The 24,802-nt window shown below is 38.2% G+C and carries 18 protein-coding genes; 16 read left to right on the top strand and 2 right to left on the bottom strand.

What is annotated here, in order from left to right; translation table 11 throughout:
* Positions 1-13: 13 nt before the first annotated feature.
* Both IGI49_RS24480 and IGI49_RS24475 read left to right on the top strand, forming a co-directional pair.
* Positions 14-1,996 carry an alpha-rhamnosidase gene (locus IGI49_RS24480; RefSeq protein ID WP_429965046.1) on the top strand — a complete coding sequence of 661 codons (1,983 nt, stop codon included), beginning with the start codon at positions 14-16 and terminating at the stop codon, positions 1,994-1,996.
* A 28-nt stretch (positions 1,997-2,024) separates the two neighbouring features.
* Positions 2,025-3,362: an MFS transporter gene (locus IGI49_RS24475; protein WP_429965047.1), complete on the top strand. Its 1,338-nt coding sequence runs from the start codon at positions 2,025-2,027 to the stop codon at positions 3,360-3,362.
* A gap of 77 nt (positions 3,363-3,439) precedes the next feature.
* Here the strand turns inward: IGI49_RS24475 and IGI49_RS24470 are convergent, their stop codons facing one another.
* A complete protein-coding gene (locus tag IGI49_RS24470; protein ID WP_429965048.1) occupies positions 3,440-4,069 on the bottom strand; it encodes a DUF998 domain-containing protein in 630 nt (209 codons plus the stop codon).
* Between the two features lie 107 nt (positions 4,070-4,176).
* On the opposite strand from IGI49_RS24470, the gene IGI49_RS24465 reads away from it, so the two are divergent.
* The 13 genes from IGI49_RS24465 to IGI49_RS24405 all read left to right on the top strand — a co-directional run bounded on the left by IGI49_RS24465 (position 4,177) and on the right by IGI49_RS24405 (position 23,079).
* The gene (locus IGI49_RS24465) at positions 4,177-5,109 is read left to right on the top strand and encodes a nitronate monooxygenase (RefSeq protein WP_429965049.1); all 933 of its coding nucleotides are present in this window, start codon (positions 4,177-4,179) and stop codon (positions 5,107-5,109) included.
* 208 nt (positions 5,110-5,317) lie between these two features.
* Positions 5,318-6,286, top strand: a complete 969-nt coding sequence (locus tag IGI49_RS24460) for a Gfo/Idh/MocA family protein (protein WP_429965050.1) — start codon at positions 5,318-5,320, stop codon at positions 6,284-6,286.
* Positions 6,287-6,301: 15 nt separating this feature from the next.
* The gene (locus IGI49_RS24455) at positions 6,302-8,881 is read left to right on the top strand and encodes a sigma 54-interacting transcriptional regulator (protein WP_429965051.1); all 2,580 of its coding nucleotides are present in this window, start codon (positions 6,302-6,304) and stop codon (positions 8,879-8,881) included.
* A gap of 123 nt (positions 8,882-9,004) precedes the next feature.
* Positions 9,005-9,421, top strand: coding sequence for a PTS sugar transporter subunit IIA (locus IGI49_RS24450; protein ID WP_429965052.1), 417 nt, complete (start codon positions 9,005-9,007; stop codon positions 9,419-9,421).
* A gap of 18 nt (positions 9,422-9,439) precedes the next feature.
* On the top strand, positions 9,440-9,931 hold the full coding sequence (locus IGI49_RS24445; protein WP_429965053.1) for a PTS sugar transporter subunit IIB: 492 nt from the start codon (positions 9,440-9,442) through the stop codon (positions 9,929-9,931).
* Positions 9,932-9,949: 18 nt separating this feature from the next.
* Entirely contained in the window at positions 9,950-10,756 is an 807-nt protein-coding gene (locus tag IGI49_RS24440) for a PTS mannose/fructose/sorbose/N-acetylgalactosamine transporter subunit IIC (protein ID WP_429965054.1), read from the top strand.
* On the top strand, positions 10,753-11,577 hold the full coding sequence (locus IGI49_RS24435) for a PTS system mannose/fructose/sorbose family transporter subunit IID (protein ID WP_429965055.1): 825 nt from the start codon (positions 10,753-10,755) through the stop codon (positions 11,575-11,577). The genes IGI49_RS24440 and IGI49_RS24435 overlap by 4 nt, the downstream gene beginning before the upstream one ends.
* A 12-nt stretch (positions 11,578-11,589) precedes the next feature.
* Positions 11,590-13,767 (top strand): alpha-galactosidase, encoded by a 2,178-nt coding sequence (locus tag IGI49_RS24430; protein ID WP_429965056.1) that lies wholly within the window; start codon positions 11,590-11,592, stop codon positions 13,765-13,767.
* Positions 13,768-15,432, top strand: coding sequence for a glycoside hydrolase family 13 protein (locus tag IGI49_RS24425; protein ID WP_429965057.1), 1,665 nt, complete (start codon positions 13,768-13,770; stop codon positions 15,430-15,432).
* Between the two features lie 820 nt (positions 15,433-16,252).
* Positions 16,253-20,602, top strand: a complete 4,350-nt coding sequence (locus IGI49_RS24420; protein WP_429965058.1) for an SdrD B-like domain-containing protein — start codon at positions 16,253-16,255, stop codon at positions 20,600-20,602.
* 258 nt (positions 20,603-20,860) lie between these two features.
* Positions 20,861-21,631, top strand: a complete 771-nt coding sequence (locus tag IGI49_RS24415) for a DeoR/GlpR family DNA-binding transcription regulator (RefSeq protein WP_207703199.1) — start codon at positions 20,861-20,863, stop codon at positions 21,629-21,631.
* A gap of 182 nt (positions 21,632-21,813) precedes the next feature.
* Positions 21,814-22,149, top strand: coding sequence for a PTS galactitol transporter subunit IIB (gatB, locus tag IGI49_RS24410; RefSeq protein WP_429965059.1), 336 nt, complete (start codon positions 21,814-21,816; stop codon positions 22,147-22,149).
* Between the two features lie 165 nt (positions 22,150-22,314).
* Positions 22,315-23,079: a DeoR/GlpR family DNA-binding transcription regulator gene (locus tag IGI49_RS24405; protein WP_429965060.1), complete on the top strand. Its 765-nt coding sequence runs from the start codon at positions 22,315-22,317 to the stop codon at positions 23,077-23,079.
* 54 nt (positions 23,080-23,133) lie between these two features.
* Here IGI49_RS24405 and IGI49_RS24400 read toward each other — a convergent pair whose 3' ends face one another.
* Positions 23,134-24,069, bottom strand: coding sequence for a 1-phosphofructokinase family hexose kinase (locus IGI49_RS24400; RefSeq protein WP_429965061.1), 936 nt, complete (start codon positions 24,067-24,069; stop codon positions 23,134-23,136).
* A 273-nt stretch (positions 24,070-24,342) separates the two neighbouring features.
* On the opposite strand from IGI49_RS24400, the gene IGI49_RS24395 reads away from it, so the two are divergent.
* Positions 24,343-24,789 carry a PTS sugar transporter subunit IIA gene (locus IGI49_RS24395; protein ID WP_429965062.1) on the top strand — a complete coding sequence of 149 codons (447 nt, stop codon included), beginning with the start codon at positions 24,343-24,345 and terminating at the stop codon, positions 24,787-24,789.
* The last annotated feature ends 13 nt before the right edge of the window (positions 24,790-24,802 follow it).

The raw sequence follows: 24,802 nt of genomic DNA, 5'->3' as shown, positions 1-24,802 counted from the left end.
AGGAGAGAGAGCAATGATAAACGAAAATAGTTCCCGATGGCTATGGTACTCAGGCGACTTTGAGATTCGGCAAAGCCTATTACAAAATTTTTCCCGTGAAGAACGGGCGTATGACTGGCCAGCTTATTGGTATATGGATGATTGTCATCGCAATGTGAAATTTAAGCGCTATTATGATTTAGCAGAACCAACTGAATTTAAAGTTGATGCCAAAGGAGTTGGTTACGTAGAGATAAATGATCAAAAATTCCCCTTTGGCCAAACCTTAACTTGTCCTGCTGGTCATAATAAAATTCGCGTTTTTGTAGGGAATACGGAGGGGCTGCCGGCGGTCTACCTTACTGGTGAAATTATCAAAAGTGATATTGGCTGGGTCTGCAGCAACTTTATTGAAGAACACCCAGCCGGTTGGAGTACACTTTATACCAAAGTCGATCAGGATCCTAATCAGGTTTACCATGCACCTGAACCAGTAGCATATCTAAATAAAAAAGAAATACAGGAAGGGGTTCTATTCGATTTTGGTCGCGCGATCTTTGGCAAACTGCTTATCAAAGAGTTAAGGGAAGGAAAACCGGTAACTGTTTGCTTCGGTGAGTCTGAAACGGAAGCGCTGGATGAAGAAATGTGTTATTACAAAGAAATTTCAGCGACTGCAGCAACCTCCATCAGAAAACGAGCCTTTCGCTATATCTTCATTCTTAGGATAAAAGCAGAAGATGTGGAAGTATCCGCTGTACATGAATTCATTCCACTAGAAAATAAAGCAGCATTTCGTTCTGATAATCCGCTGTTAAATCAAATATGGGATGTTTCGGTTGAGACCTTCACCTTGTGCAGTGGCTTATTCTTTATTGATGGAATTAAACGTGACCGCTGGATTTGGTCGGGGGATGCTTATCAATCCTATTTCATTAATCAGTATCTATTCTTTGATGAGGATATCAATAAACGAACCATGTTGGCTCTGAGAGGTCAAAATGAAATTAAACAGCATATGAACACGATTGTTGATTATTCAATTTTATGGTTAATTGGCGTTGAGAATCACTATATGATGACCAACGATGTCGATTTTTTACAGCAAATCTATCCTAAAATGGTTGCCATGATGACTTATTTACAAAATCAAACCAATGAACTAGGGTTTATCTATGGACGAGAAAAGGATTGGATTTTTATTGACTGGTCTGAAATGGATAAAGAGGGAACTTTGGCTGCTGAGCAGGTCCTGTTACTGAAGGCATACCATTCGATGGTCGTTTGCGGATCAATTTTACAAAAAGAAACTATAGCATACCAAGACGCATATGATCAGCTTTACAAAAACCTGTTGGATCATTTCTGGGATGAAGAAAAGGGAGCCTTTATTGATTCTTATGAATCCGGCAAACGTCATGTAACCCGCCATGCCAATATTTTTGCTGTGCTGTTTGATTTAGTAAATCCTAAGCAGCAGCATTCAATTTTAGAAAATGTTTTATTGAATGATGAAATTACTCAGATTACCACTCCGTATTTCAAATTCTTTGAACAAGATGCCCTGTGCAAGCTGGGTGAAACAGAGCGTGTTTATGAAATCATTTTGGATTATTGGGGTGGGATGTTGGCCCATGATGCAATGACTTTTTGGGAGGAGTATAAGCCTGAGGAAACAGGTGCAGATAGGTATGAAATGTACGGCGATCCCTTTGGTAAGAGCCTATGTCATGCTTGGGGAGCCAGCCCGATTTATCTGTTAGGCCGTTATTTTGTTGGCCTGGTACCAACTGCTCCTGGCTATGAGAGTTTTGTCGTTGAACCCAAGCTGAATAATTTTGACTCATTAAGCTGCCAGTTTCCGATCAAGGATGGTTTAGTAACCCTAAACAAAACTGGAGATGAAGTCATCATTTGGACGGATAAAGAGGGCGGAGAGGTGCACTTTAATCAGCAGGTGTTTCAACTAATTAAAGACGAACCTCTTCATTTAAATATGACACTGCAGCCTGTTTAACTAGCTACTCTAGTTTGGAGGAGAAATCATGAGAAAGAAGATGCGCCTAAAGGAAAAAATCGGTTTTGCCTTGACCAATCTAGGAAACATTCCGATTATGACCTTACTGAACACCTATTTATTAATCTTTTACACTGATGTGATTGGGATCAATCCAGCCGTTGTAGCCATGCTGTTTCTTGTGTCACGTATGTTTGATGGGATCAGCGATCCTATCCTCGGCTACTTCATTGATAAGTTTCCACAGACCCGTTTTGGAAAATATCGAGTAATTTTAGTTTTAGGAACCATTATTTGCTGCATCAACTATCTGTTTGTCTGGTTTGCTCCCTTACTGCTTGTTCAGCATCAGGTATTGGCAATTGGTATTTCTTACCTTTTACTGGGAGTGACCTTCGATTTGATGGATATTCCTTTGAACAGTATGATTCCTATTTTAACCAAGGATGAGAATGAACGAAATGTTTTGTCTTCTATTAAAGGTGTATCTTATACAGTGGGGCCAACCATTCTGAATGTACTGGCACCGTTAGCTATTGCTTCATTCACTGATAAGACTGATGGGTATTTATTGCTGATCATCGGTACAGTACTAACTGTTTTGTTCTTTACAATTGTTGGTGCTGCTTGTTTAAAAGAAAGGAATTTAGAAGCAGAGGAGCCGGAAAAAGCAGCGGTGCATTATTCGTTTAAGGACATCGTAGCCATTTTTAAAATCCGAAGTGTTTCTGTCCTTTTCGTATCAATGCTTTTTGTTACAGCGGCGACGAATATTTTCAATGGTACAATTTTGTATTACATTACCTACATTTTAGGGGATGAACGGATATTTAGTATGGCTAGTTTAGTCGGCTTTTTTGGGGCCCTGTTCGCTGGAATGATTGTTCCCAGCGTCTCCAAAAGAATAGGCAAGGAAAATGTTTATATTTTGGGCCTTTTTATTGCCAGCTGCATGATGGTGGCCATTTTATTCTTCCGGCAGCAGGTTATTCTTTTCATTGTATTTTATTTGTTCATTCAATTTGGACTCGGACTAATCAACACCATTCAATACAGTATTTCGGCTGATAATGTTGATCGGGTATACGAAACTATGCATGTACAAAGTGCGGGATTGATCGCCTCTTTAAACTCTTTTGTTATGAAAGTAGCTATGGCTTTGGGAGGTGCAGCGCCAGGCTTTATTTTAAATCATTTTGGTTATGTATCGAATCAAGATCAATCGCCTGAGGCTCAAACGGGAATCCTGCTGGCAGCCTTCATCGTGCCTTTTATTTTGTATATCATTACTATTTTAGTATTTAAATTAGGTTATAAAAATATCGAAGCTGGAAAGTTAACGACGGTTGTCGATGAAATGGACTAAGGAATGAGAGGAGGCAGCTAGCCTTCCTCTTTTTTTCGTCAGAATGTTGACATTTCCATTAGTTATACATCAGCCAACTATTTTTTAAAATTGAACCCTCTGAATAAGTAAATGCCCAAAACAGCATTGAAGCCAGTTGCCGCAAAAACACTAAAACGTTCAGCTATACCAAAAAATTCTTTCGGAACGATTCCAACGCCAATGGCTCCTGCCAGCATTAACAGAAAAGACAAAGCAGCCCAAAGTGCTAATGAAGGATAGGTTTTGTTGTGATAGCCAGAAACGATGATGATTACTAATGATAAAACTGATAGCAGCACAACCAGTGCCGTAACAACACCATGCATGGTATTTTGAAAAGAACTGACCTCCCATTTATCGGAAAGAGGAAACATGCCGTAACCAATCGCAGATACCCAATTCATGGCTGCAAATAAATAAATACCAATTCGTAGTCCGGTCGTAAGCTTTCCTTGAATAAAGACACAAACCATCATGATAGAAATCATTCCGCAAATCTCATAAAGAGAGGACAACTGATTCCATAGCAAAAGAGACGGCGAGTTGGACGCGCTCAAATCACTTACCGCCTGCTCCATCCAGCGATAGCCAGGATAAGCTAATGGGCTAAAGATCACTGCGGCAGTATAAGAGATCAAACTGACAATACCTAATAAACCTAACCAATGAATCAATGATTTTTTCATAAAATACTCCTTTTCAGCCAATAGATTTATTATACTAAAGGATTAGGGAAAAGGATAATCGTGTATAATAAATAGAAAAGATAGAATCCGTAAAAAGGAGCGTTTAAATGACAGCAATTACTCAATTATTAGGTATTAAGTACCCCATTTTTCAAGGAGCGATGGCTCAAATATCCAAGTATCCTTTAGCTGCGGCGGTTTCTAATGCTGGCGGGCTAGGAATTATTGCCTCTGGGGGGATGACTGCGGCTGAACTGCAGGAAGAAATTATTGCTTGTAAAGCATTGACCGATCAACCTTTTGCGGTAAATTTGATGCTGATGGCACCAAATATTCCAGAGCTGATAGAGGTAATTGTGGCAGAAAGAGTAAAAATTGTGACAACTGGAGCAGGAACTCCTAAAAAATATATGCCTGAATTAAAATCAGCTGGCATCAAGGTAATTCCAGTAGTTCCTAGTGCAAAATTAGCAAAAAAAATGGAAGTTCTGGGAGTAGATGCAGTTGTTGCTGAAGGCTCGGAAGCTGGCGGGCACATTGGTGAGCTCTCAACCATGGTTTTGGTTCCACAGGTGGCAACAGCCGTAGAAATTCCTGTAATTGCTGCGGGTGGAATTGCTAATGGAAAAGGGATGGCGGCCGCGCTTGCTTTAGGTGCTGAAGGGATTCAAATGGGCACAGCCTTTTTATTGTCTGAAGAATGCCCAATCCCCCTAAATGTAAAAGAATTTGTAGCAGCTGCCGGGGAACTGGATACCGTAGTGACAGGCAGAAACAGTATTGCACCCGTTCGCAGTATTAAGAATAAAATGATTGAGCAATACCGACAACGGGAGAAAGAAAACATTCCCTTTGAAGAGTTGGAAAAGCTGACATTGGGTTCAGCACGAAAAGCAGCAGCTGGAGATATTGAAAATGGTTCGGTAATGGCGGGACAAGTTTCTGGTTCAATACATGAGATTAAATCTGTTAAGAAAATTATTGAAGAAGTTCTTGCAGAAACCAAACAAACAATTAAGGTGCTGAAGTTTGAGATCTGACTATCGAGATTTCTATGGGATTTTTTGTAAATTCAGAATAAGGTTAAGCTAACTGCTTGAATAGAACCACGAACGTTTGGTCATTTAATGTATGATACCTGTTTACTAATCACTCAGTTGTTTCTCACTTTATTAGTAAAATCTATTGTATTCGTTTACTAACTATTTTATGATAAGTTTACTTATACACTAGCGAGGAGATCGTCTTATGAAAGTTGGATTTATTGGAATCGGAGCCATCGCTGATATTATGGCGCGGGAAATAAAAAAAATTGAGGGAATTGATCTAATTGCTGCTTATGGGAGAACTCTTGAGAAAGCAGAGGAATTTGCAGCGACGCATCAAGTACCCTTTTTCACTAATCAATTAGAGGATTTTTTGAATTTTTCAGAAATTGACTTGATTTATATTGCTACACCACATATTTATCATTATCAATATACAAGAGAAGCTCTTCAACAGAACAAGCATGTCTTATGTGAAAAGCCCCTAGCGCTAAATCATTGTGAAGCTGCTGAGCTGTTCTCATTGGCTAAAGAAAAAAATCTTTTTTTGGGTGAAGCTTTCTGGACGCGATTTAATCCAGTATTTAAGGAACTACAAAAAATCCAAAGGAATCAACTGATTGGTTCATTCAAATCATTGATTACCAATATTGGTGGAAACAGTAGAACAAATCAACGATTAATTGATCTGCAGCTGGGTGGTGGTGCTCTGATGGACACAGGAATTTATGGATTAAATTTACTTTTTGAAACTTTCGGTACCGACTATAACGATTACACAACAATAGTAAACATAGGGGAAACAGGTGTCGATTTACAACATACACTATGCTTCAATTATTGCAATGACAGCAGTGGCGTACTAAATGCAACCATTCAGGTAAAAACCTTGAATGGTGTTTTAATCAGTGGAGAAAAAGGCTATATTAAAATCGATCATCCCTCAGAATTTAATCAATTAGAGGTTTTCAATGAGGAGCGAGAAATAATTTATTACCAGCAGTTGCCCGAGGGAATGACAGGTTATACCTATGAGTGGATAGCTGTGAAGGATTGTATAGAAGCTGGCTGCACTGAACTCGAGGAAGTACCACCTAAATTTACGTTAGATTTATTAACCCTCACCGATCAGATTCGCCGTGATTGGGGCATGAATTACCCTACAGATTAAGAGGAGGTGATTGTAATGAAACGATCACGCTATGTAGTATTGGACCATCTAAAAGAGTTGGCTGAATTGCAGGAAAAAATTACCACCAATGATGTTGCTGAGAGTACACACCTTAGCCGTAATGTTGTCACTACTTATCTTTCGCAATTATTAAATGAAGGCTTAGTTGAGAAAAATGGCACCCGTCCCGTTTACTGGACACCAATTGCCGAGAAGAAGGATGCATTTTCAAAATTTATCGGTGCCAAGGGCAGTTTGAAGGCAGAAATTGATGAATGCAAGGCAGCAGTTACCTATCCGCCTAAAGGTTTTCCGATTCTGATCACTGGTGAATCAGGCGTAGGAAAAAGCTATCTGGCTTCTTTGATTCACCGATTTGCGCTTGAAGAAAAAGTAATCACTCCGTCAGCTAACTTTGTCACGTTGAATTGTGCGGACTATGCGAATAATCCAGAATTGCTGTCTTCCGTTTTGTTTGGCTATCGCAAGGGGGCCTTTACCGGAGCAGATCAGGACACAGAAGGTTTGGTTAAGCAGGCGGATGGAGGCTTTCTCTTTTTAGATGAAGTTCATCGGTTAAACAGTGAAAATCAAGAGAAATTGTTTACGTTGCTCGATTTAGGGCAGTACTATCCTTTAGGAGAAAAAGAGCAGCCAATTGAAGTGGATTTACGTTTCATTTTTGCTACTACTGAATCATTGGACAAATCGCTGCTGCGAACTTTTCAACGGCGTGTTCCCATGACGATCAAATTGCCAGCTTTTCATGAACGGCCAATTCATGAACGGCTAGAAATTACATTTGATAATTTTGTGAGAGAAGCTCAAAATTTGGAAAAAGATTTTAACTTGAGTTTAACTGAAGTCTTTCAGTTAATTAATCAGCAGTACAAGGGCAATCTGGGAGACTTGAAAAATCGGGTAAGACTACTTTGTGCTCGAGTTTTCATGGAGCAGCAAGCTGAATCAGTGATTCAAATAGGGAATGCAACAGAAGGTATCATTTTTATCTCAAAGGAGACCGTCTCATCACAAATTACAGAAGAATTATTTGAGCAGAGCTTCAGCTATTTAATAGAAGAAATTTTTGCTCCAGAGAAGATCACTGATATGAATGAATGTCGCTTTTCAATTCGGAAGGAATTGAAAAAGGTTCGAAGACAGCTACAAAGTCAGGCAGTGAACTCATTAATTATTGATAGTTTTGTCCAGCAACTTCAGAAGCAGATTATCGAATTCCAGACTGCGTATGGAATTTTTAATCAATTGTCATCCGAAGATTTAGAAGAAGCTGCGCTAATTTTGTCATTGTTTTTAGAGTCTTCAGCAACATTAGAAAATCGCAGCATGATTGAAAAAATCAAATCTACTTATCCGCGTTCCTACTATTTAATTGGGGAGTTTGTAGGTAAACTTCAGCCAATTTTTGCAATTGAAACTGAACGGACTGAGCTGCTGCAATGTTTGCTTTTATTTATTCTAATAGGTGAGGAATATCATACAATTGAGAATGTACCATATTTCTGTTTGCTTTTATCGCACGGAAATATGGCTTCTAGTATTCAGCGGGTAGTGAACAGCTTGTGTCAAACCTACTTATTTGAAGCTTTTGATATGCCAATTGATGCATCGATTAAGGAAATTATTATCGAAGTGGAGATTTTCCTGCAAAAGCAAAATCGACGGGATCAGGAAGTGATTGTTCTATTTGATATGGGCTCCCTGAGCCAAATGTACAAAGAAATCAAAAAGCAATCAGATGCTGATTTAATGGTAATTAACAATTTGACTACTTCGATGGCTTTAGACATTGGTTTGCAGGTTCAACAGCAGGTACCTTTTAAAGAAATCGCCAAAAAAGCAGAACATTATAGTGAACTAACTAATGTGCAGTACTATGAAGGGCTGTCACAAAATCGCAATATTATTGTTTCCTGTATGTCTGGGGCAGGTCTTTCAGAAGAAATCAAGCGAATTATGATGGACTGTTTAGCCGAAGAAACAGAAATTATCACGATGGATTACAAGGATTTAAAACAAACTCTGAATTCTCATGAGCTAGATTATTTTGCCAATACACAAATGATTCTGACCACTACTGATATTGATTCCTTCAAAGAAATTTCGATCATTAATATTTATGATGTGATGGAGCCAGAAGGTGCCGACTTAGTAAAACGACTGCTTATACAAAATGGGGAATTGGAGACTGCTTGCAACAAGCTGTTAGAACAGTTTCTGCAATTTTTCACGATTGAGGGGATCGGTGCCCGGTTACAATTTCTCAATCCTGAGATTGTGATTAAAGAAGTTCAGGAAATTGTTGAAAAATATGAACAGTATTATGAATTAACTTTGACAGGTCGCGATAAATTGAATCTTTATATGCATATTGCCTTGATGATTGAGCGGATGATGGTCAGCTCACGTCGAAACGAGGAAGCTGCTATTGACGAAGAAACACTGGATGCGGAACGGAAAGAATTTTATTCGGTCTCAAAAAATATATTTCATGCGATTGAACGGAAATACAATATCTTTGTTGATGACTATGAGCTGTCATTAATGTACGAACTGCTTAAAATGCGTTTTTAAGCTTAAAAATAGTGCTTAGTTTTTTAAGCACTATTTTTTTGTGCTTAAGAGACCTTGGTAAAGCACGTTTGGAATAGTTGGCACGCTACTTGCTTATATTATAAATGAGAAGGAGGGAACGAGATGACAAAGTTTGCAATCGCAACTCATGGGAATTTCGCCAAAGGCTTACAAAGCACGTTAGAATTATTCATTCCTAATGAGGAAATCGCGTTTTTATCAGCCTATGTGGAAGAAGAGCCACCTATTGATGAACAATTAGAAACATTCTTCGCTTCATTAGAAGCTGACGAATTAGCAGTAGTTTTCACGGATTTGTTCGGCGGCAGCGTGAATCAGAAAGTTTTATTGGCAAGTGAGGGGAAACAAGTTCAAATCATTGCTGGTTTCAATTTGCCAGTGATTTTAGAGGTTGTTTTAAATAAAGAGAATCTGAGTGTAGAGAATTTGGGGCACTATTTAGAAACAAGTAAAAATGCTATGCAGCTAGTAACACCAATTATAGAAAAGACTGTGAATGAAGAAGATTTCTTCGCATAAATAAAGGAGATAATAACTATGATTAAAGCATTACGAGTAGACGAACGATTGGTTCACGGACAGATTGCCATGGTATGGTCTAAAGAATTAAAACTGCAAGGTTTAGTTATCGCTAACGACGAAGTGGCCAATAATGATACTCAAAAAATGGCACTGCAGATGGCAGTACCCAGTAATATTAAATCAATTATGAAAGATATCGACGGTGCCATCGCTTTGTTAAAAAATCCAAAAGCGAGTGCTATGAATTTGATGGTCCTAGTAAAAACTGTCGAGGATGCGTTGAAAATTGCTAAAGAAATTCCAACAATTGAATATGTGAATATTGGCAATGCTGGCAAAATGATCAACGAACCAAAAAAAGAAATCACTAAGTATGTTATGCTGACTGATTCTGAAATTGCGGCACTAAAAGAATTAGTTGAAGTTTATCCAGAGACTGCTTTTCAAGCGGTACCGACAGAAGACAAAGTATTAGCTAGTACGATAATTAAGGATCAAAAATTATAAGATGAGGGGTGTTACACCATGTGGGATGCATTTTTAGTAGGATTAGTTGTCTTCCTTTGTGTCGGAGGACATGAATTAATTGGATTTTCACTACTGTTTCGACCGATCGTTGTCGGACCATTCTTGGGCTTATTGATGGGTGATTTGCAAACAGGCTTAATGATCGGTGCAGCGTTAGAAACAATTTTTATGGGAGTCATCAACATTGGTGGTGCCTCAGCAGCAGAACCTGGTTTAGCAACAGCTTTAGCAACTGGATTTGCCATCAAATTAGGTGGTGGAGTAGATGCGGCAATTGCGCTGGCTTTGCCAATTGGTATTTTAGGTCAACAAATTAAACTAGCTATTTATATTTTATTCAGTGGTTCAATGGCACCTGTGTTTGATCGATTAGCAGCAGAAGGAAAGCAGAAACAATTTACTTATTTACATTACGGAGTTTGGGCCGTTTGGTATTTTGCCTATTCACTTATTCCATTCTTTGCAATGTTGTTTGGTGCTAATGCTGTGCAAGCAGCTTTGGACATGATTCCAGAAGTTATTATGAATGGCTTATCTATTGCGGGCAACTTACTTCCTGCTGTTGGTATGGCTATGTTGTTAAGAATGCTATGGGAAAACAAGATCGCCGTTTTCTTTTTCTTAGGTTTCATATTCGTTGCGTATCTTAAGCTTCCACTAGTTGCAGTAGCAGGAATCGCCTTCGTGATTGCGATCTTGATTGCTCAACGAGATTACCAATTAAATAAATTAGAAAAAGCAAAACCAGTTGTTGTGCAAGCAACCGATGGAGTTGATCAAGAAGAGGAGGACTTTTTCGCATGAGTAAACTAGGAAACGAATTAACCAAAGAAGAGAAAAAAATAGTCCGTCAAATGTTTTGGCGCTCGCAAACCTTGTATGTTTCAGTAAATCCAGCTAAACAAGGAGCCAACGGATTTTGTTACTCTATGATGCCGTTTATCAATGCTTTTTATAAAGATGAAGAACAACGTAAAGAAGCTTTGGTTCGCCATATGTCTTACTTTAATACAACCGTTCCAATGGCTTCCTTCATCATGGGGATCGCAGCTTCTATGGAAAAAGAGAATTCTGAAAAAGAAGGCTTTGATGTAGCTTCCATTAATGCTGTCAAAACAAGTTTAATGGGACCAATGGCAGGTATCGGTGATTCAATCTTTTGGGGAGTTTGGCGCGTTATTTCAGCTGGTTTAGCAGTTGGTCTGGCAACTAGCGGGAATGTATTGGCTCCGATAGTTTTCTTGGCAATGTTTAATATTCCGCAATGGCTAACTAGATATTACGGCGCTTTCTTAGGCTATTCTCTTGGATCGAAATATATTGAAAAACTCTATTCTGAAGGTTTGATCGGTATCTTGACTAAAGGTGCCAGCATGGTTGGGTTAATGATGGTAGGTGCTATGACTAGTTCGATGGTTGTCTTCCAAACTAAGCTTTCCTTTGATATGCAGGGCGAAACAGTGATGAAGCTTCAAGAAATGCTGGATCAAATCTTTGTGGGCATTGTTCCTTTACTGTTAACTTTGTTTTGCTACTATTTATTAAAGAAAAAGGTAAGCATTACTACTCTAATGTTAGGAATTATCGTTTTAGGAATTGTATTATCAGCACTAGGAGTCGCATAGGAGGACGAAAAAATGATTACGTTTGATGAAGCAACCGGTATTTTCCATCTTCAAGGAAAACAAACAAGTTATTTCATGCAAAAAAACGAACACAATCATCTTTTTCATCTATATTGGGGGAGTCGCTTAGCCAAGCGTCTCCCCGATTATGTATTGAAAGAGATTAAGCGCGCAAGCTACATAGCGGATACGGATCATATTAAAGAATACAAGTTAGAACGCCTACCACAAGAATATCCGGCTTTTGGAAATAGTGATTTGCGTAAACCAGCTTATCAATTATCTTTTCAAAACGGTACACAAATCAGTGATTTTCGTTATATTGCTCATGAAATTAGTGAAGGGAAACCGAGTTTAGAGGGATTGCCTAGTTTGCGTGAGAGTGCTGATTGTGAAACGTTGAAAATCACGCTGCAGGATGATTACCAACAGGTCAGTATGTTTTTATTTTACACTCTCTATGAAGAGGCGGATCTCATCACTCGTCATATTGAACTAAGAAACAACAGTTCAGACAAATTAGAAATTAACCAGCTGAACAGTGCATGTGTCGAACTGCCGACCAATGATTTAGATTTATTGCACTTGAGTGGTTCTTGGGCACGAGAAACGCATATTCAGCGGACACCCTTAAGCCAACTAAATTACCGAGTGGAAAGTACACGCGGCAGCAGCAGTCACGAGCACAATCCATTTATTGCTTTAATGGATAAGGAAACTACTGAAACTACCGGATCAGTTTACAGCATGAATTTAGTTTACAGTGGAAACTTCGAAGCAACCGTTGATGTGGAGATGCAGGACGCTGTCCGAATGCAGATAGGGATAAATAGTACGCTATTTGATTGGCAGCTGCAGCCAGGAAAAACCTTTATTTCACCAGAAGCTGTTTTGGTATATAGTCAACATGGACTACAGGAATTAACTCATAAATATCACCAGGCTTATCAAAATTATCTGATGCCGCCCAAGTTTGCTAAAAATGAACGTCCGATTTTAGTGAATAGTTGGGAAGCCTGCTATTTCGATTTACAGGAAGAATCACTATTGGAGCTAGCAAGTTCTTCTAAAGAACTAGGAGTAGAACTATTTGTTCTAGATGATGGATGGTTTGGTCATCGCGATGATACTAGCAGTTCATTAGGGGACTGGTTCGTGGATAAGCAAAAATTCCCACAGGGATTGGAGCATTTTATTAACCAAATTGAACAAATTGGTTTGGATTTTGGTATTTGGGTGGAACCTGAAATGATCTCGGAGGATAGCGACCTCTATCGGAAGCATCCTGATTGGTGTATTGAGGTGCCCGGCCGGTTGAAATCTTACTCTCGTGGACAATTTGTATTAGACTTGGCCAATGTTAAAGTGCAGGATTACTTAATCGAAGTATTATCAGAATTATTCCAGCGTTACGATATTGATTATGTAAAATGGGACATGAACCGCAGCATGACTGAAGCAGGTTCTAACATTCTTACTAATAGTCAGCAAAAAGAATTTTATCATCGATATATACTAGGATTGTATCGTGTTTTAGAAACAGTAACAGAACAATTTCCAGAGATTCTGTTTGAAAACTGTGCTGGAGGTGGTGGTCGCTTCGATCCAGGAATGATGTATTATATGCCACAAACCTGGACTAGCGATGATACGGATGCGATTGAACGCTTAACAATTCAAGAAGGAACCAGTCTAATTTATCCAGCAATTTCCATGGGCGCACACGTTTCTCAAGTACCAAATCATCAAATTGGGCGGGTAACTCCTTTGAATACCCGCGGTGTGGTTGCCATGCAAGGAAACTTCGGTTATGAAATGGACTTGTCCAAATTATCAACTGAAGAAAAACAGGAAATTCAAGCACAAATAGACCAGTTTAAATTGATTCGCTCAACTGTACAGTTAGGAAAATTCTATCGTTTGGCGGTACCAGTAAAGGATAATGCTAAAGCCTGGCTGTTTATCGATGATCAGCAGGTAGTGGTATCTTACGTCCAAATTCATGCTAAACCTAATTCACCGTCAAAACGATTGAAGTTGACTGGTTTAAATTCAGAAACGTTGTACCAGCTACCAAGCGGTGAAAAACGTTACGGGGATGAATTAATGGCTTTTGGTTTAGCAATTGATGTAGTGCATAAAGATTTTTATAGTCAACAATGGATTTTAAAGAAAGTAGAGGATGAGTAAATGAACGACTGGTGGAAAAAAGCAGTTTTTTATCAGATTTATCCGAAAAGTTTCAATGATACAAATGGTGATGGCGTTGGCGACATTAATGGAATCCGTGAAAAGCTTCCTTACCTAAAAGAGCTCGGAGTTGACGCGCTGTGGATCAGCCCCATTTATTTATCACCACAAATCGACAACGGATACGATATTGCGGATTATCGTACGATTGATCCAATGTTTGGCAACAATGCAGAAATGTATCAACTGATCGAGGAAGCACATCAAAAAAAATTGAAAATAGTGATGGATTTTGTGGCAAATCATACTTCAGATCAATGTATCTGGTTCCAAGAAAGTCGCAAATCCAAGGAAAATTACTTTAGCGATTTTTATATATGGAAGGATGCCAAGTCGGATGGGTCTGAGCCAAATAACTGGGGCTCCAGTTTTGGCGGTTCTGCTTGGACCTGGGATGACTCTCGTCAACAATACTATTTGCATTATTATGCTAAAGAGCAGCCAGATCTAAACTGGGAGAATCCGAATGTGCGTTCCTATATTTATGATATGATGCGTTTTTGGAAATCTAAAGGTGTTGACGGCTGGCGGATGGATGTAGTTACCTCTATTTCTAAAGATTTAGATTTCCCAGATAATCCCAGACCATTCACTACCGAGAATCAGCAAAATGGGCCGCGAATGCATGAGTTTATTCATGAAATGAACCAAGAGGTTTTAAAGCCCTTTTCTATGATGAGTGTTGGTGAATCACCAGCAGCTAAATCAACGGATGGATACTTACTAGTAGATCCACAACGAGAAGAGTTAGATATGATCTTTACCTTTGAACACATGCATGTGGATCGGGTAAAGGGGGATGTCAATGGTCGTTGGGCATTAAAACCGATGGATTTACCTGCTTTGAAAAAGATTTTAGCTTCATGGCAAAAAGAATTACGAGGTCGGGGATGGAATGCCTTGTATTTTGAGAATCATGACCGTGCCCGAATCATTTCCCGGTGGGGGAATGATGAGGAATATCGTTTCGAATGTGCAACAGCTTTTGCAACAGTTTTGCATGGACTCCAGGGAACGCCATTTGTTTATCAAGGGGAAGAAATTGGTATGACCAATCCAAAGTTTGCAATTGATGAATATGAGGATGTAGAGTTGCGAGGCAATTATGAGTTTTATGTAAAACAGCAGCAGACTATTTCAGAAAAAGAATTTCTGGCGGCGGTTCATAAAATTACCCGTGACAATGCTCGTACGCCAATGCAATGGGATGATAGTCAAAATGCTGGATTTAGTGAAGTAACCCCCTGGTTCAAATTGAATCCAAATTATTCGACTATTAATGTGGCTGCTGATCAACTCAGTAAGAAATCAGTCTTCAATTATTATCAAAAGCTGATTGAGCTTCGTCATACGGAGGAGCTTTTAACAGAAGGTGAATTCGAGCTTTTGTATGAGGACGATCCAACAAAATTTATCTATAAACGAACTTATAGAGATACGGTCTGGTATGTTTTAGCAAACTTTTCCGATCAAGAGCAGATTGTTCCTGAAGAGTTGCAAAAATTAGAAGGAACGTTTATCATCAAGAATTATTCGGATCGACAAACTATGCAAAATTCTTTAGCTCCTTATGAGGCATTGATTTTTGCAACACAAGAAACATGAGGCTGCTGTCAAAAGTTTAAATCTATTATTACGGGTGGAAGTTCCAGATACTAGCAAAGCTTTCAAAGCAGAAACCATCAAAAATCGGTTCTTCTACAGGTTGACTAAATGAAACAGGATCAGATAGGTTAAAGAAAACCGAGTGATTTTTGATGCAAACTGTAGTAGCACTGCTAGCACGGATCAGCACACGAGGCGTATATATTATTGTCCAACCCGAGCGGTTAAGCTATTGATGCTCTACGAATCATCATCAAGCTGAGAATCTTGGATAATTTTACGATAGATATCTTTTCATTAGATATTATCCGTCCCTTAAAAAAATAGTTTTGAATTAGAATGTTCTATTTCAAATTAACTATTCTGTTGAATAGCGCCAAAAGGACAAGTCGAGCTTTCGATTTGTCCTTTTGGCGTTTTTGACTAATTTAGCGTTACGAAAAATTCCTCTTAGTGTAAACAAAGCAAAGAGTTACTGCAAACCACAAAGTAATACGAAGATAATAAAAAAAAGTGAATATTTTTTTAATTATTTATTTACATAAAAATAAGAATGCGAATCGATGCTATTAAGGTAGATCATTCATACTATTTGCTCATACATGAAGCATTAATTAGTTCTAAACATCTTTCATCATCATTTGTTATTTAAATATAACACTTATAAATACTTACAGTTTATTGCAGTTACTTTCTAACCTTTATCCGTTATTGATTGAATCGTACATTTCTTATATAATTAAACAAGGCGTTTAATAATTTGGATTCATTCGTTCATAACAATATATTCAATTTTTATTACAAAAGGAGGGATAAACTAATGATAAATAAACGAGTCAACGGGTTAACTGTTTTTCTTCTACTGGTATCTGTTATAGCTCCTGTTTTTTTTGCAACACGTTCGTTAGCTGAAGCAACAGATACTCCAATAGAATTAATATCGTTTAAGCTAATTGAACACCAAGATCAACAGCTGACAGCTGAACTATCACTATCGGTTCCTGAATCGCAGGATGAACAACAAATTACGTTGGACATTTCTGATAATTATTTAATCGATTCTGAAAACCTACCAGTAATCGATCAAGAAACGAAGGAAACCATAGGCAACTGTACGTACCAGAATCGGCAAATAAATTTAGATTTTAATCCTATGACAAAGGATACTACAGTTGAAATTCAACTAAAAGGAGATTACTTAAGTGATGAAAATGACCTTTATGTTGAACACTCAGCTACTAATCAACGATTAATTATCCAGCAGGATCAACTGCAGCAATCAGATTCTAAAATCAATGATAGTTCGGACTCAGTTAAAAAAAAGGCAAACGTTCAAGGCTTGGAACCAAGTACCTCCTTTCTTCCTCTAAGCAGTTCACTTACCCTTCACGCAGACTTGAATGAAGCTGAAATTGTTGATGGCACAGAAAATTTCGATGTAAATAGTAATCCAGGTAATGATGCCTCCCCAAATAATCAGATTGTTCGTTCGTTTGATACGATTACTTATCCGATAAAAATGACGCTGAATGATTCAAGTGGTGGAACATTAAATAATATTCGAATCAAAGTCACTGGTACTCTGCATAACGGAATTGTTGCAGGTCGAACAAATGCCGTATTTGCTGACAATTCCATTAATGACTACACTCATAATACTGTGACCTTCGAAGATGAATACGTTGTTGGTGCAACTGGTAATGCAGTTACATTTCCAGTAGTAGTAAATGTCTTGGGGGCAGATAATGGGACAGTATTGCAACCAGAATTTCATGTTCAAGTGATAAGTATTGACGGTGTTGATGTGACTAGTGAAGACATTAAGGCAGATTTCACGCAAGTAATTCCTCGAACGGTTAGCAGTAAAGTCAGTATTGCTCCTAAAATTTCACATGGGACTGTAAAATTTGCATCTCAGACGTTAGTTACCGCAGATACGTTCAATAAAAACCATCGAACGATTCCGCTTGGGGTAGAGCTGATGGCCGTACCACTACTAGGAAAAACGGATATTAAGGGTGCTGCTTTCCCAAGAGATGATTTACAAATGGAGTTAAACTTGAAGGGACGGGTTGTTTGGGATAATCATGTTAAGCCAGTTCATGATTTAGATTTTAACAGTATTGACCAGTCTCCTTTTATTATCGATCATCATAATTATATTGTTAATACAGGATCAAATTTAATCAGCAGTAACCCTAACACTTGGAGCAATACAGCCAATGTTGAGTATAAACTGAGAGAGTTTAATGATTCAAGGAGTTATTGGGCAGGTTCAAAAAGGTCTGATAAAGCATCCTATGATGAACTAAATAGTATATGGGATAGCGGCAAATATGAAATTGATCAATACGATCTAAAAAACGAGGTCACAATTGATGTAAAAAATTATCAAATCGGCGCATCTTATCCAGTTCGAAGAGCGGATGGTTATACCGGCAGGACTGTTTATGGTCCGAACGAAAAGGTTTTTACAAACCAGAATCTAGATTTGCTTCTTTCTAATGATTATACCTATCAGGGGAGCTTAAATCCTGAAAAATTGGATAATACGCTTTATTACAATGCCACCCTTTCGTTCATCGACGACGAAGGGGAGACTAAGGAGAGTTTTACCGAATTTGCTATTCGTAATGAAGTTCCTGGACTCAAAGGAACGCTGTCAGCCAATTTTAAAAATCCAGATACTGGGCTCCCGTTTGGTAAATACACAATAGCTAACGATATTGATCCTTATGGTGACGGTCAGACAGTAAGTGGTGCTAAGGTTGCTCTTTCTAGTGGTGGAACATTTGGTGATACTACTGTGGAAGGCGGCTATCAATATTTACAAAAATGGAATACAGATGCTTTCCGAATGACCAATGAAGATTTTAACTCAAATGAGCTCTTGCTGCAGTCTGTCCCCGTTTTTGGCAGTATCGGCTATCCGCATACAGGAAAAGGTTACTGGTATGGTATTAGTAAAAAGACAAACCCTAACTCACTGGGAAATCTAAAAACAGCAAATGTAACGGATTATGATTGGTACGATGGTGCTACAATTGCCAGTAACCAGACCTATGATAAGGTGGGGGCTGTTTTAATAGACTGTCGGTTACCAATTGCTCGCACATGGAAGTATAATGCCAGCAACAACAAAAAGGGCGTTCAGCTGACCATCATTACTGAGAAGCTGGGATCTAGCACGACAAAAGATACACCCAATATTTATGTAGCTGAAATGGATGTCTTTCGCGATGAAAATCGACCACTGTTTAATCCTGATAATCCGTCAGCCAGCTACAATGAGCCAAGTAGGTATAGTATTTCAAATGGCTATGCTATCCATAAGGAAACTAAATATGATGAGGACAATAAGTTGGTTTCTTTACAAGAACCAGCGCAAGGGCACACTAAATTTGACACGTTAGGAATTGTACCAGTTAAGGTCAGTAATGCGATCGAGGCAGAAAGGAGTACCTATCACAGTACAGAAAATGCCAAATGGACGATTCATGACAACGGATTGATTGCCAGTAAGAATTACAATGAAGAAGATGAAATTTTCTGGACTGTAACATTGCCGCCGGGATTGTCTTATCAATACGGCTCTGGAAAATATGATCAAGCAGGCTTAGAGCCTACTGTGATAACTAATCCTGATAAATCTCAAACTTTAATCTGGACCATAAAAGCAGTTTCGACACCAGAAGAAACTGCTCTGTTGAAAAATATTGAATTTGAAACGAATTTTGATGATATCAATATTAACTATACAAATAATGTTGCTGAGTTAACTGTTCAATCAATCATTAGTACTGAAAAGGATACTAGTCAAGATGAATTACGAACGGCAACTGCCACTATCAATGTCATGAATATCGGCCGATTAGGAATTTATCAAACGATTACCCCTCCTGTAGAGGAAGTTAATCAAGCGTATACTCTAAGTATTGTTCCTTATTCAACAATGCGTGAAGAAGAAAAAGTGCGAGGTATTATTCCATTGCCAAAGGATGGCAGCTATTCAGGCAATAATTTCGAAGGACAGAATGAACTCACTGGCATTCAAACTGACATTGATCCCGGTAAATCTATCGCTATTTATCTGAATGATAGTTTGGTTACTGAAAAAAACCCTAATTTGATCGATACAACGCAAAATGGCTGGTATCTATATACTGGAAGCAGTCAAGATTTATCCAATGTACAGACTGTCTTATACGAATATCAACAAAAGCTTCAACCGAAAGAATTAACAGCGATTCATCTTGACCTGAAAAACAAGCAAAACAGCTATGGCAACTCTTATCGTCATCAAGCTTTTGGCAACTCACTTTCGGATTACAAAGTACCTATTTCATCAAATATTGTTGAACATTCAGTTAAGGGCCGAAGAATTAGTGGAAAAGTTTGGTTAGATGAAAATAGGGATGGGCAGTTGCAAAGTGCTGAACCCAAACTGAAAAACGTACCTGTTTCCTTGTACCGAAAAGATGGGTCTAATTATGTTTTGGTGCTAAAAAACTTGAGAGATGAGTCATTGAAGGGAATAAAAACGGATGCTGCTGGCAATTATGCGTTTGAGTATTTAGCAACTGGTGAATATATTGTCTCCTTTGACCAGAAGGCTTCTGTTTTGAAGAATAAGAAAATTACCACGTTTGATACAGGTGACAAAGCTACCAGCTCGAAAGTTGATAAAGATAATCAGCTGTCGGGAATTACTGGTTGGAACACTGTATTAAGTGAAGATTTTCCTCTATTGAAGGATATGGCAGACAATTGTTATGAACAAATTAATCTGCACTTAGGTGTCTATACTGTAAATGTTCCACCACCAAAACCGCCAGATCCATTAGATCCACCAGAACCGAGTAAGCCGCCAGGGCCTGCTCCAAGTACTACTGATGATTCCAACAGTAGTACTACGAGTAATTCATCGGGCAAAGATTCGTCTACTTCTGAATCATCTGAGACAGAAAAAAGTGGTGTAGGTGGCATAGGAGGAAAGAACATTCCTCCTGGAAGTCAAATAAACAGAAAAGATTTACCAGTTACGAATTCCAAGCGTTCACTATTGCCTAAGACAAATGACCTAAGTGGGACATTGTTTATAGTGTTTGGTGTATGTTTACTAATTCTTTCCGGTAGCATATTAATAAAACGATCGAAGCAATCTAAATAAGAGGAGTTACCCGCTGATTTTTAATTAGTGGGTAACTTTTTTATGACTGTTTTGTTGAGAATTTGAGCTATTTGAAACTTCATGGCATGAAAAAAACTGTTGCGAGAATAAGAGAAGCAATAGGTGATTAATTACTTGCGAAGAATATTTGCTATTTGTTTTTAATAATTTTTGCAAAAGGCGTTTCAACAGCTTAAAATGCCAAATTATTTGTGTTAAGATGAAGAAGAGAAAATTCGATTTGCAAAGGAGAAGCCAATGAATTCAGCAGCCCGCAGAGATTTTATTATTAAAGAATTAGAGGAAAATCATACAGTTAAAATCTTAGAGCTTAGTCGACAGTTAAAAGTCACTCGTGAAACCATTCGTAAAGATCTTTACTTCCTTGAAAAAAAAGGGATTATTAAGAAGGTTCATGGTGGTGCTGTCTTAGAAATTTCTAATCAGGAAACGGATTATGAAAAACGGAAAAATGAATTTCATGACGAAAAAGCGATCATTGCCAAAAAGGCTGCCTCTTATATTGAAGAAGGGGATACTGTTTATTTGGATTATGGAACAACAACCTTGGCTTTAGCCAAAGAGATTGTCAAAATGAAAAATCTGACGGTTGTGACAAACACGATTCCTATCGTCAATTTATTGCTAAAGAATAAAACGATTCATTTAATTATGCCTGGAGGAATTGTTCGAAACAATGAATCTTCCTTGTACGGGCCTTTTGCCTCTAACAATATTAAGGAAATATATGTTTCAATTGGTTTTTTTGGATGCAGCGGAATTGATATGGAACGAGGAATTACTTCTCACCATACTGGAGAAAATTTGGTTTCCAAGGAAATGATCCAGCACAGCCAAACGACCGTTATTCTAGCTGATCACAGTAAATTTGGCGCGGTGGCCTTCAATAGAACCGCTACATTTGATCAGGTTGATATTGTTATTACCGACCAGTCAAGAAACAAAGAAGAGCAACAGCAATTAACACAACAGGGAGTGGAATTGATTGATGGCTCAGAAGAAGAATAGGATGATATGAGGTTTATTTGATTCACACTGATTATAAGATTTAAAGTGGCTGTGATACTTTGTGTTGTAGCTGCTTTTTTTGCCTTTTTACGTTATAACGCGAGTCTTTTTCGCTTTAATTTTGCCTTTTGTTGCAAACAGCAAAATGTAATGTTGCAAAAGCAAAAATATGTGCTATTATAATGGTAACGATTACAAAATATTTGAAGGCTGGATTAAAGAGAAAGAGGGTCGTAATGATGAAAAAAGTTATTGTAGCATGTGGTGGAGCCGTAGCAACGTCGACGGTTGCCGCTAACAAGATTAGAGAGTTAGCTAAAAGAGAAGGGATTCCGGTAGAAGTTTCGCAATGTCGCGTAAACGAGTTAGAATCAAAAAAAGACAATGTTGATCTGATCGTAACAACCGCGAAAGTGAAGAAAGACTATGGTGTTCCTGTTGTTCACGGTGTAGCCTTCATTTCAGGTGTGAATATTGCAGCCACTGAAGAAAAGATTCTTGATGTTTTAAAAGATTAAACATGGAAAGACGGTACTGACAAATTACTGAACTACAGTGGATTTGCTAGTACCGGTTTTAATCACTTTATTAGTGAAAAGATTAACAGAATTTGATTCCTCAATTTATAACTGGCAATGGGCAGCATTACTGCCTCTTTTTTTATCATAGTAAGGAGTGAAATAATGAATTCGACTGAACGAAAAGAGTATATTCTGGATTCTTTGGATACTAAGCACTCTGTAAGAATCAATGAACTAAGTCAAAATTTAAAAGTAACTAGAGAAACGATTCGCCGTGATTTAAACACCCTGGAAAAAGAAGGGATGATCAAAAAGGTTCATGGGGGAGCAATTCTAGATAATCAAACGGGGGAAACGGATTATGAAAAACGAAAAATCGAACGTTGGCATGCCAAAGAAAAAATTGCCAAACTAGCCGCTAGCTATATTGAAGAGGGTGATAGTGTTTATTTGGACTATGGTACGACTACTTTGGCTTTAGCAAAAGAAATTTGCAAAATGAAGAATATTACGGTCGTAACCAATACCATTCCGATCATTAATACGCTGTTGAAAAATGACGAGATTGACATTATTATTCCTGGAGGTTTACTGAGAAGCAACGAGTCCTCGCTATTTGGACAATTTGCGTTAAACAATATGTGTGAGATTTTCGTGAATATTGGCTTTTTTGGCTGCAGCGGCATCGAAAGCAAAGCGGGAGTTACTAGTCATCATATGGGAGAAGTCCAAGTCTCTAAGCAAATGGTTGAACAGAGTCAAAGTGTAATTATTTTGGGAGATCAAAGCAAATTTGGCAATATGGCTTTTAACCGCACGGCCTCACTCGAAGAAATTGATATTGTTATCACCGATTCTTTAGGAGACAATAACAAGGATTATGATGCCTTAAATGAACATGGGATTGAACTAATTTCCGCCGAATAAAGAAGCAACTAGTCAAATTGATTCGACTAGTTGCTTCTTTTTGTGCGCCTTCGATTAATAATTAGTTACTTCCAGCGAATCATAAATTGCATCGATATCTGTTTGCTTTAATTCTGGATACCAGCTTAGGACATTGGCCGTTGAATAGCTGATAGCTTTCTTTAGCGTAGTTACGGCATCATTTTGCAAACGTATATTTTTGACTAATCCGCCTAGAAAGAAATCACCACAGGCAATTGGATTTTTGGCAGCGACCTCTTGCGCCTGTACATGAATGATTTGATCATTAATTTTAGCGATAATCCCTTTAGCACCTAAAGTGATGATAAAGATAGGAGTCTCTGCTGCAGCATCTGATTTCAATAAATCAGCGTAAGCATCCACTGTATCTAATTTTAAATTCGGGAATAGATCCAAAATTTCTTCATCATTAATTTTTATAGCATAAGGTTGTGCTTTGTAGGCCTGAACCAAGGCTTCACCACTAGTGTCCACAAAAACTTTTACATCTTTCTCTTGAAATTCTTTAATGAAGCTAGCGATGTAGTCACCGGGCATCCCTTTCATTAATGAGCCGCTGAAGACAACATAATCACCAGGAGCAATAGCATGTTTTAGTTTGTTGGTAAAAGCAGAGAGCAGCTCTGGATTCAAATCAAAGCTGTTCTCATAAATAGGATAGGTCTGATTGTTTTTCGTATCCATTACAATGTTGCATACCCGAGTGTTTTTATCGACTTCTGTTAGTTGTAGAGAGGTATTGTTTGCATTTGCCAATTCTTCTAATAAATCCCCATTTCGTCCACCTGCGATGGTGTGAACACAAAAATCAACGTGTGATGGTTCGAATCCCAGTGCATAAGCTACATTGAAGCTTTTACCTCCAGCAAATTCCTTTACCTTATAGGGGCGATTAGGTTTTCCTTCAATAAAGCCGTCAATTAACAGTGTACGATCGATAGCAGGATTAGGGCAAATTAAATGTATCATTGTTTGCAACTCCTTCTCTTTTTTGTCAATAGTAGCACTTTTGCAAAAAGAAAGCAATACGAAGTAGGATGCCGACTGTTTTTATTGGCTTTTTGACTTAAAAAAAGATCTTTTTGAACAAAATGCAAACAAAAGTATTGCAAAAGCAAAATAATATGCTATTATGATGATAACGATTACAACAGAAGCCAACAAAACAAACACTTGGCAGGTTGTTATCATGATTATGCAAATCAAATGCAAACTGTCAGAAACATCTTAAGGAGGAAAAACATGATTACAAAGGATTTCTTGTATTGCCAGTATACGGTAAAGGATAAAGAGGAATTATTTGACCGCTTAACCGCTGATTTAATGGCAAAAGATATTGTACGAGAAGGGTTCTCACAGGCATTGAAGGATCGGGAGGCAGAATTTCCAACTGGTTTACCAGTCAAACATGGTGTGGCTATTCCTCATACGGATGGATCATTAGTTAATTCCGATCAGCTGCTCTTCGTAACTTTAACTGAGCCGATCGTCTTTAATGAAATGGGCGGCGATGATGAAGATACGATTGAAGTAAATGTTGTTGTGATGTTGGCAGTGAAAGATGGCAAAAAGCATTTAACTGTTTTGCAAAATTTAATCGAAGCGATTCAAAAAGAAGGCTTCGTCAATCAATTGGTTGACTCAACCGATGAGGAACAAATTTTAGCAGCTGTGAATGCGTTTTTATAAAAGAAGGGAAAGA

Origin of the sequence: Enterococcus sp. AZ071 (assembly GCF_050499065.1) — a bacterium.
GTDB classification, from domain to species: domain Bacteria; phylum Bacillota; class Bacilli; order Lactobacillales; family Enterococcaceae; genus Enterococcus_A; species Enterococcus_A ferrettii.
Note: the sequence above shows the minus strand (reverse complement) of the source record. Positions and strands in the feature narration are given on the sequence as shown.

Excerpts from the sequence above, each read along its gene's own strand:
- IGI49_RS24425 (WP_429965057.1), top strand. The coding sequence starts at position 13,768 with ATGAACGACTGGTGGAAAAAAGCAGTTTTTTATCAGATTTATCCGAAA.
- IGI49_RS24435 (WP_429965055.1), top strand. The coding sequence starts at position 10,753 with ATGAGTAAACTAGGAAACGAATTAACCAAAGAAGAGAAAAAAATAGTC.
- IGI49_RS24470 (WP_429965048.1), bottom strand. The coding sequence starts at position 4,069 with ATGAAAAAATCATTGATTCATTGGTTAGGTTTATTAGGTATTGTCAGT.
- IGI49_RS24400 (WP_429965061.1), bottom strand. The coding sequence starts at position 24,069 with ATGATACATTTAATTTGCCCTAATCCTGCTATCGATCGTACACTGTTA.
- IGI49_RS24430 (WP_429965056.1), top strand. The coding sequence starts at position 11,590 with ATGATTACGTTTGATGAAGCAACCGGTATTTTCCATCTTCAAGGAAAA.
- IGI49_RS24445 (WP_429965053.1), top strand. The coding sequence starts at position 9,440 with ATGATTAAAGCATTACGAGTAGACGAACGATTGGTTCACGGACAGATT.
- IGI49_RS24480 (WP_429965046.1), top strand. The coding sequence starts at position 14 with ATGATAAACGAAAATAGTTCCCGATGGCTATGGTACTCAGGCGACTTT.
- IGI49_RS24395 (WP_429965062.1), top strand. The coding sequence starts at position 24,343 with ATGATTACAAAGGATTTCTTGTATTGCCAGTATACGGTAAAGGATAAA.
- IGI49_RS24415 (WP_207703199.1), top strand. The coding sequence starts at position 20,861 with ATGAATTCAGCAGCCCGCAGAGATTTTATTATTAAAGAATTAGAGGAA.
- IGI49_RS24465 (WP_429965049.1), top strand. The coding sequence starts at position 4,177 with ATGACAGCAATTACTCAATTATTAGGTATTAAGTACCCCATTTTTCAA.
- IGI49_RS24405 (WP_429965060.1), top strand. The coding sequence starts at position 22,315 with ATGAATTCGACTGAACGAAAAGAGTATATTCTGGATTCTTTGGATACT.
- IGI49_RS24475 (WP_429965047.1), top strand. The coding sequence starts at position 2,025 with ATGAGAAAGAAGATGCGCCTAAAGGAAAAAATCGGTTTTGCCTTGACC.
- IGI49_RS24420 (WP_429965058.1), top strand. The coding sequence starts at position 16,253 with ATGATAAATAAACGAGTCAACGGGTTAACTGTTTTTCTTCTACTGGTA.
- IGI49_RS24450 (WP_429965052.1), top strand. The coding sequence starts at position 9,005 with ATGACAAAGTTTGCAATCGCAACTCATGGGAATTTCGCCAAAGGCTTA.
- gatB (WP_429965059.1), top strand. The coding sequence starts at position 21,814 with ATGGTAACGATTACAAAATATTTGAAGGCTGGATTAAAGAGAAAGAGG.
- IGI49_RS24455 (WP_429965051.1), top strand. The coding sequence starts at position 6,302 with ATGAAACGATCACGCTATGTAGTATTGGACCATCTAAAAGAGTTGGCT.
- IGI49_RS24440 (WP_429965054.1), top strand. The coding sequence starts at position 9,950 with ATGTGGGATGCATTTTTAGTAGGATTAGTTGTCTTCCTTTGTGTCGGA.
- IGI49_RS24460 (WP_429965050.1), top strand. The coding sequence starts at position 5,318 with ATGAAAGTTGGATTTATTGGAATCGGAGCCATCGCTGATATTATGGCG.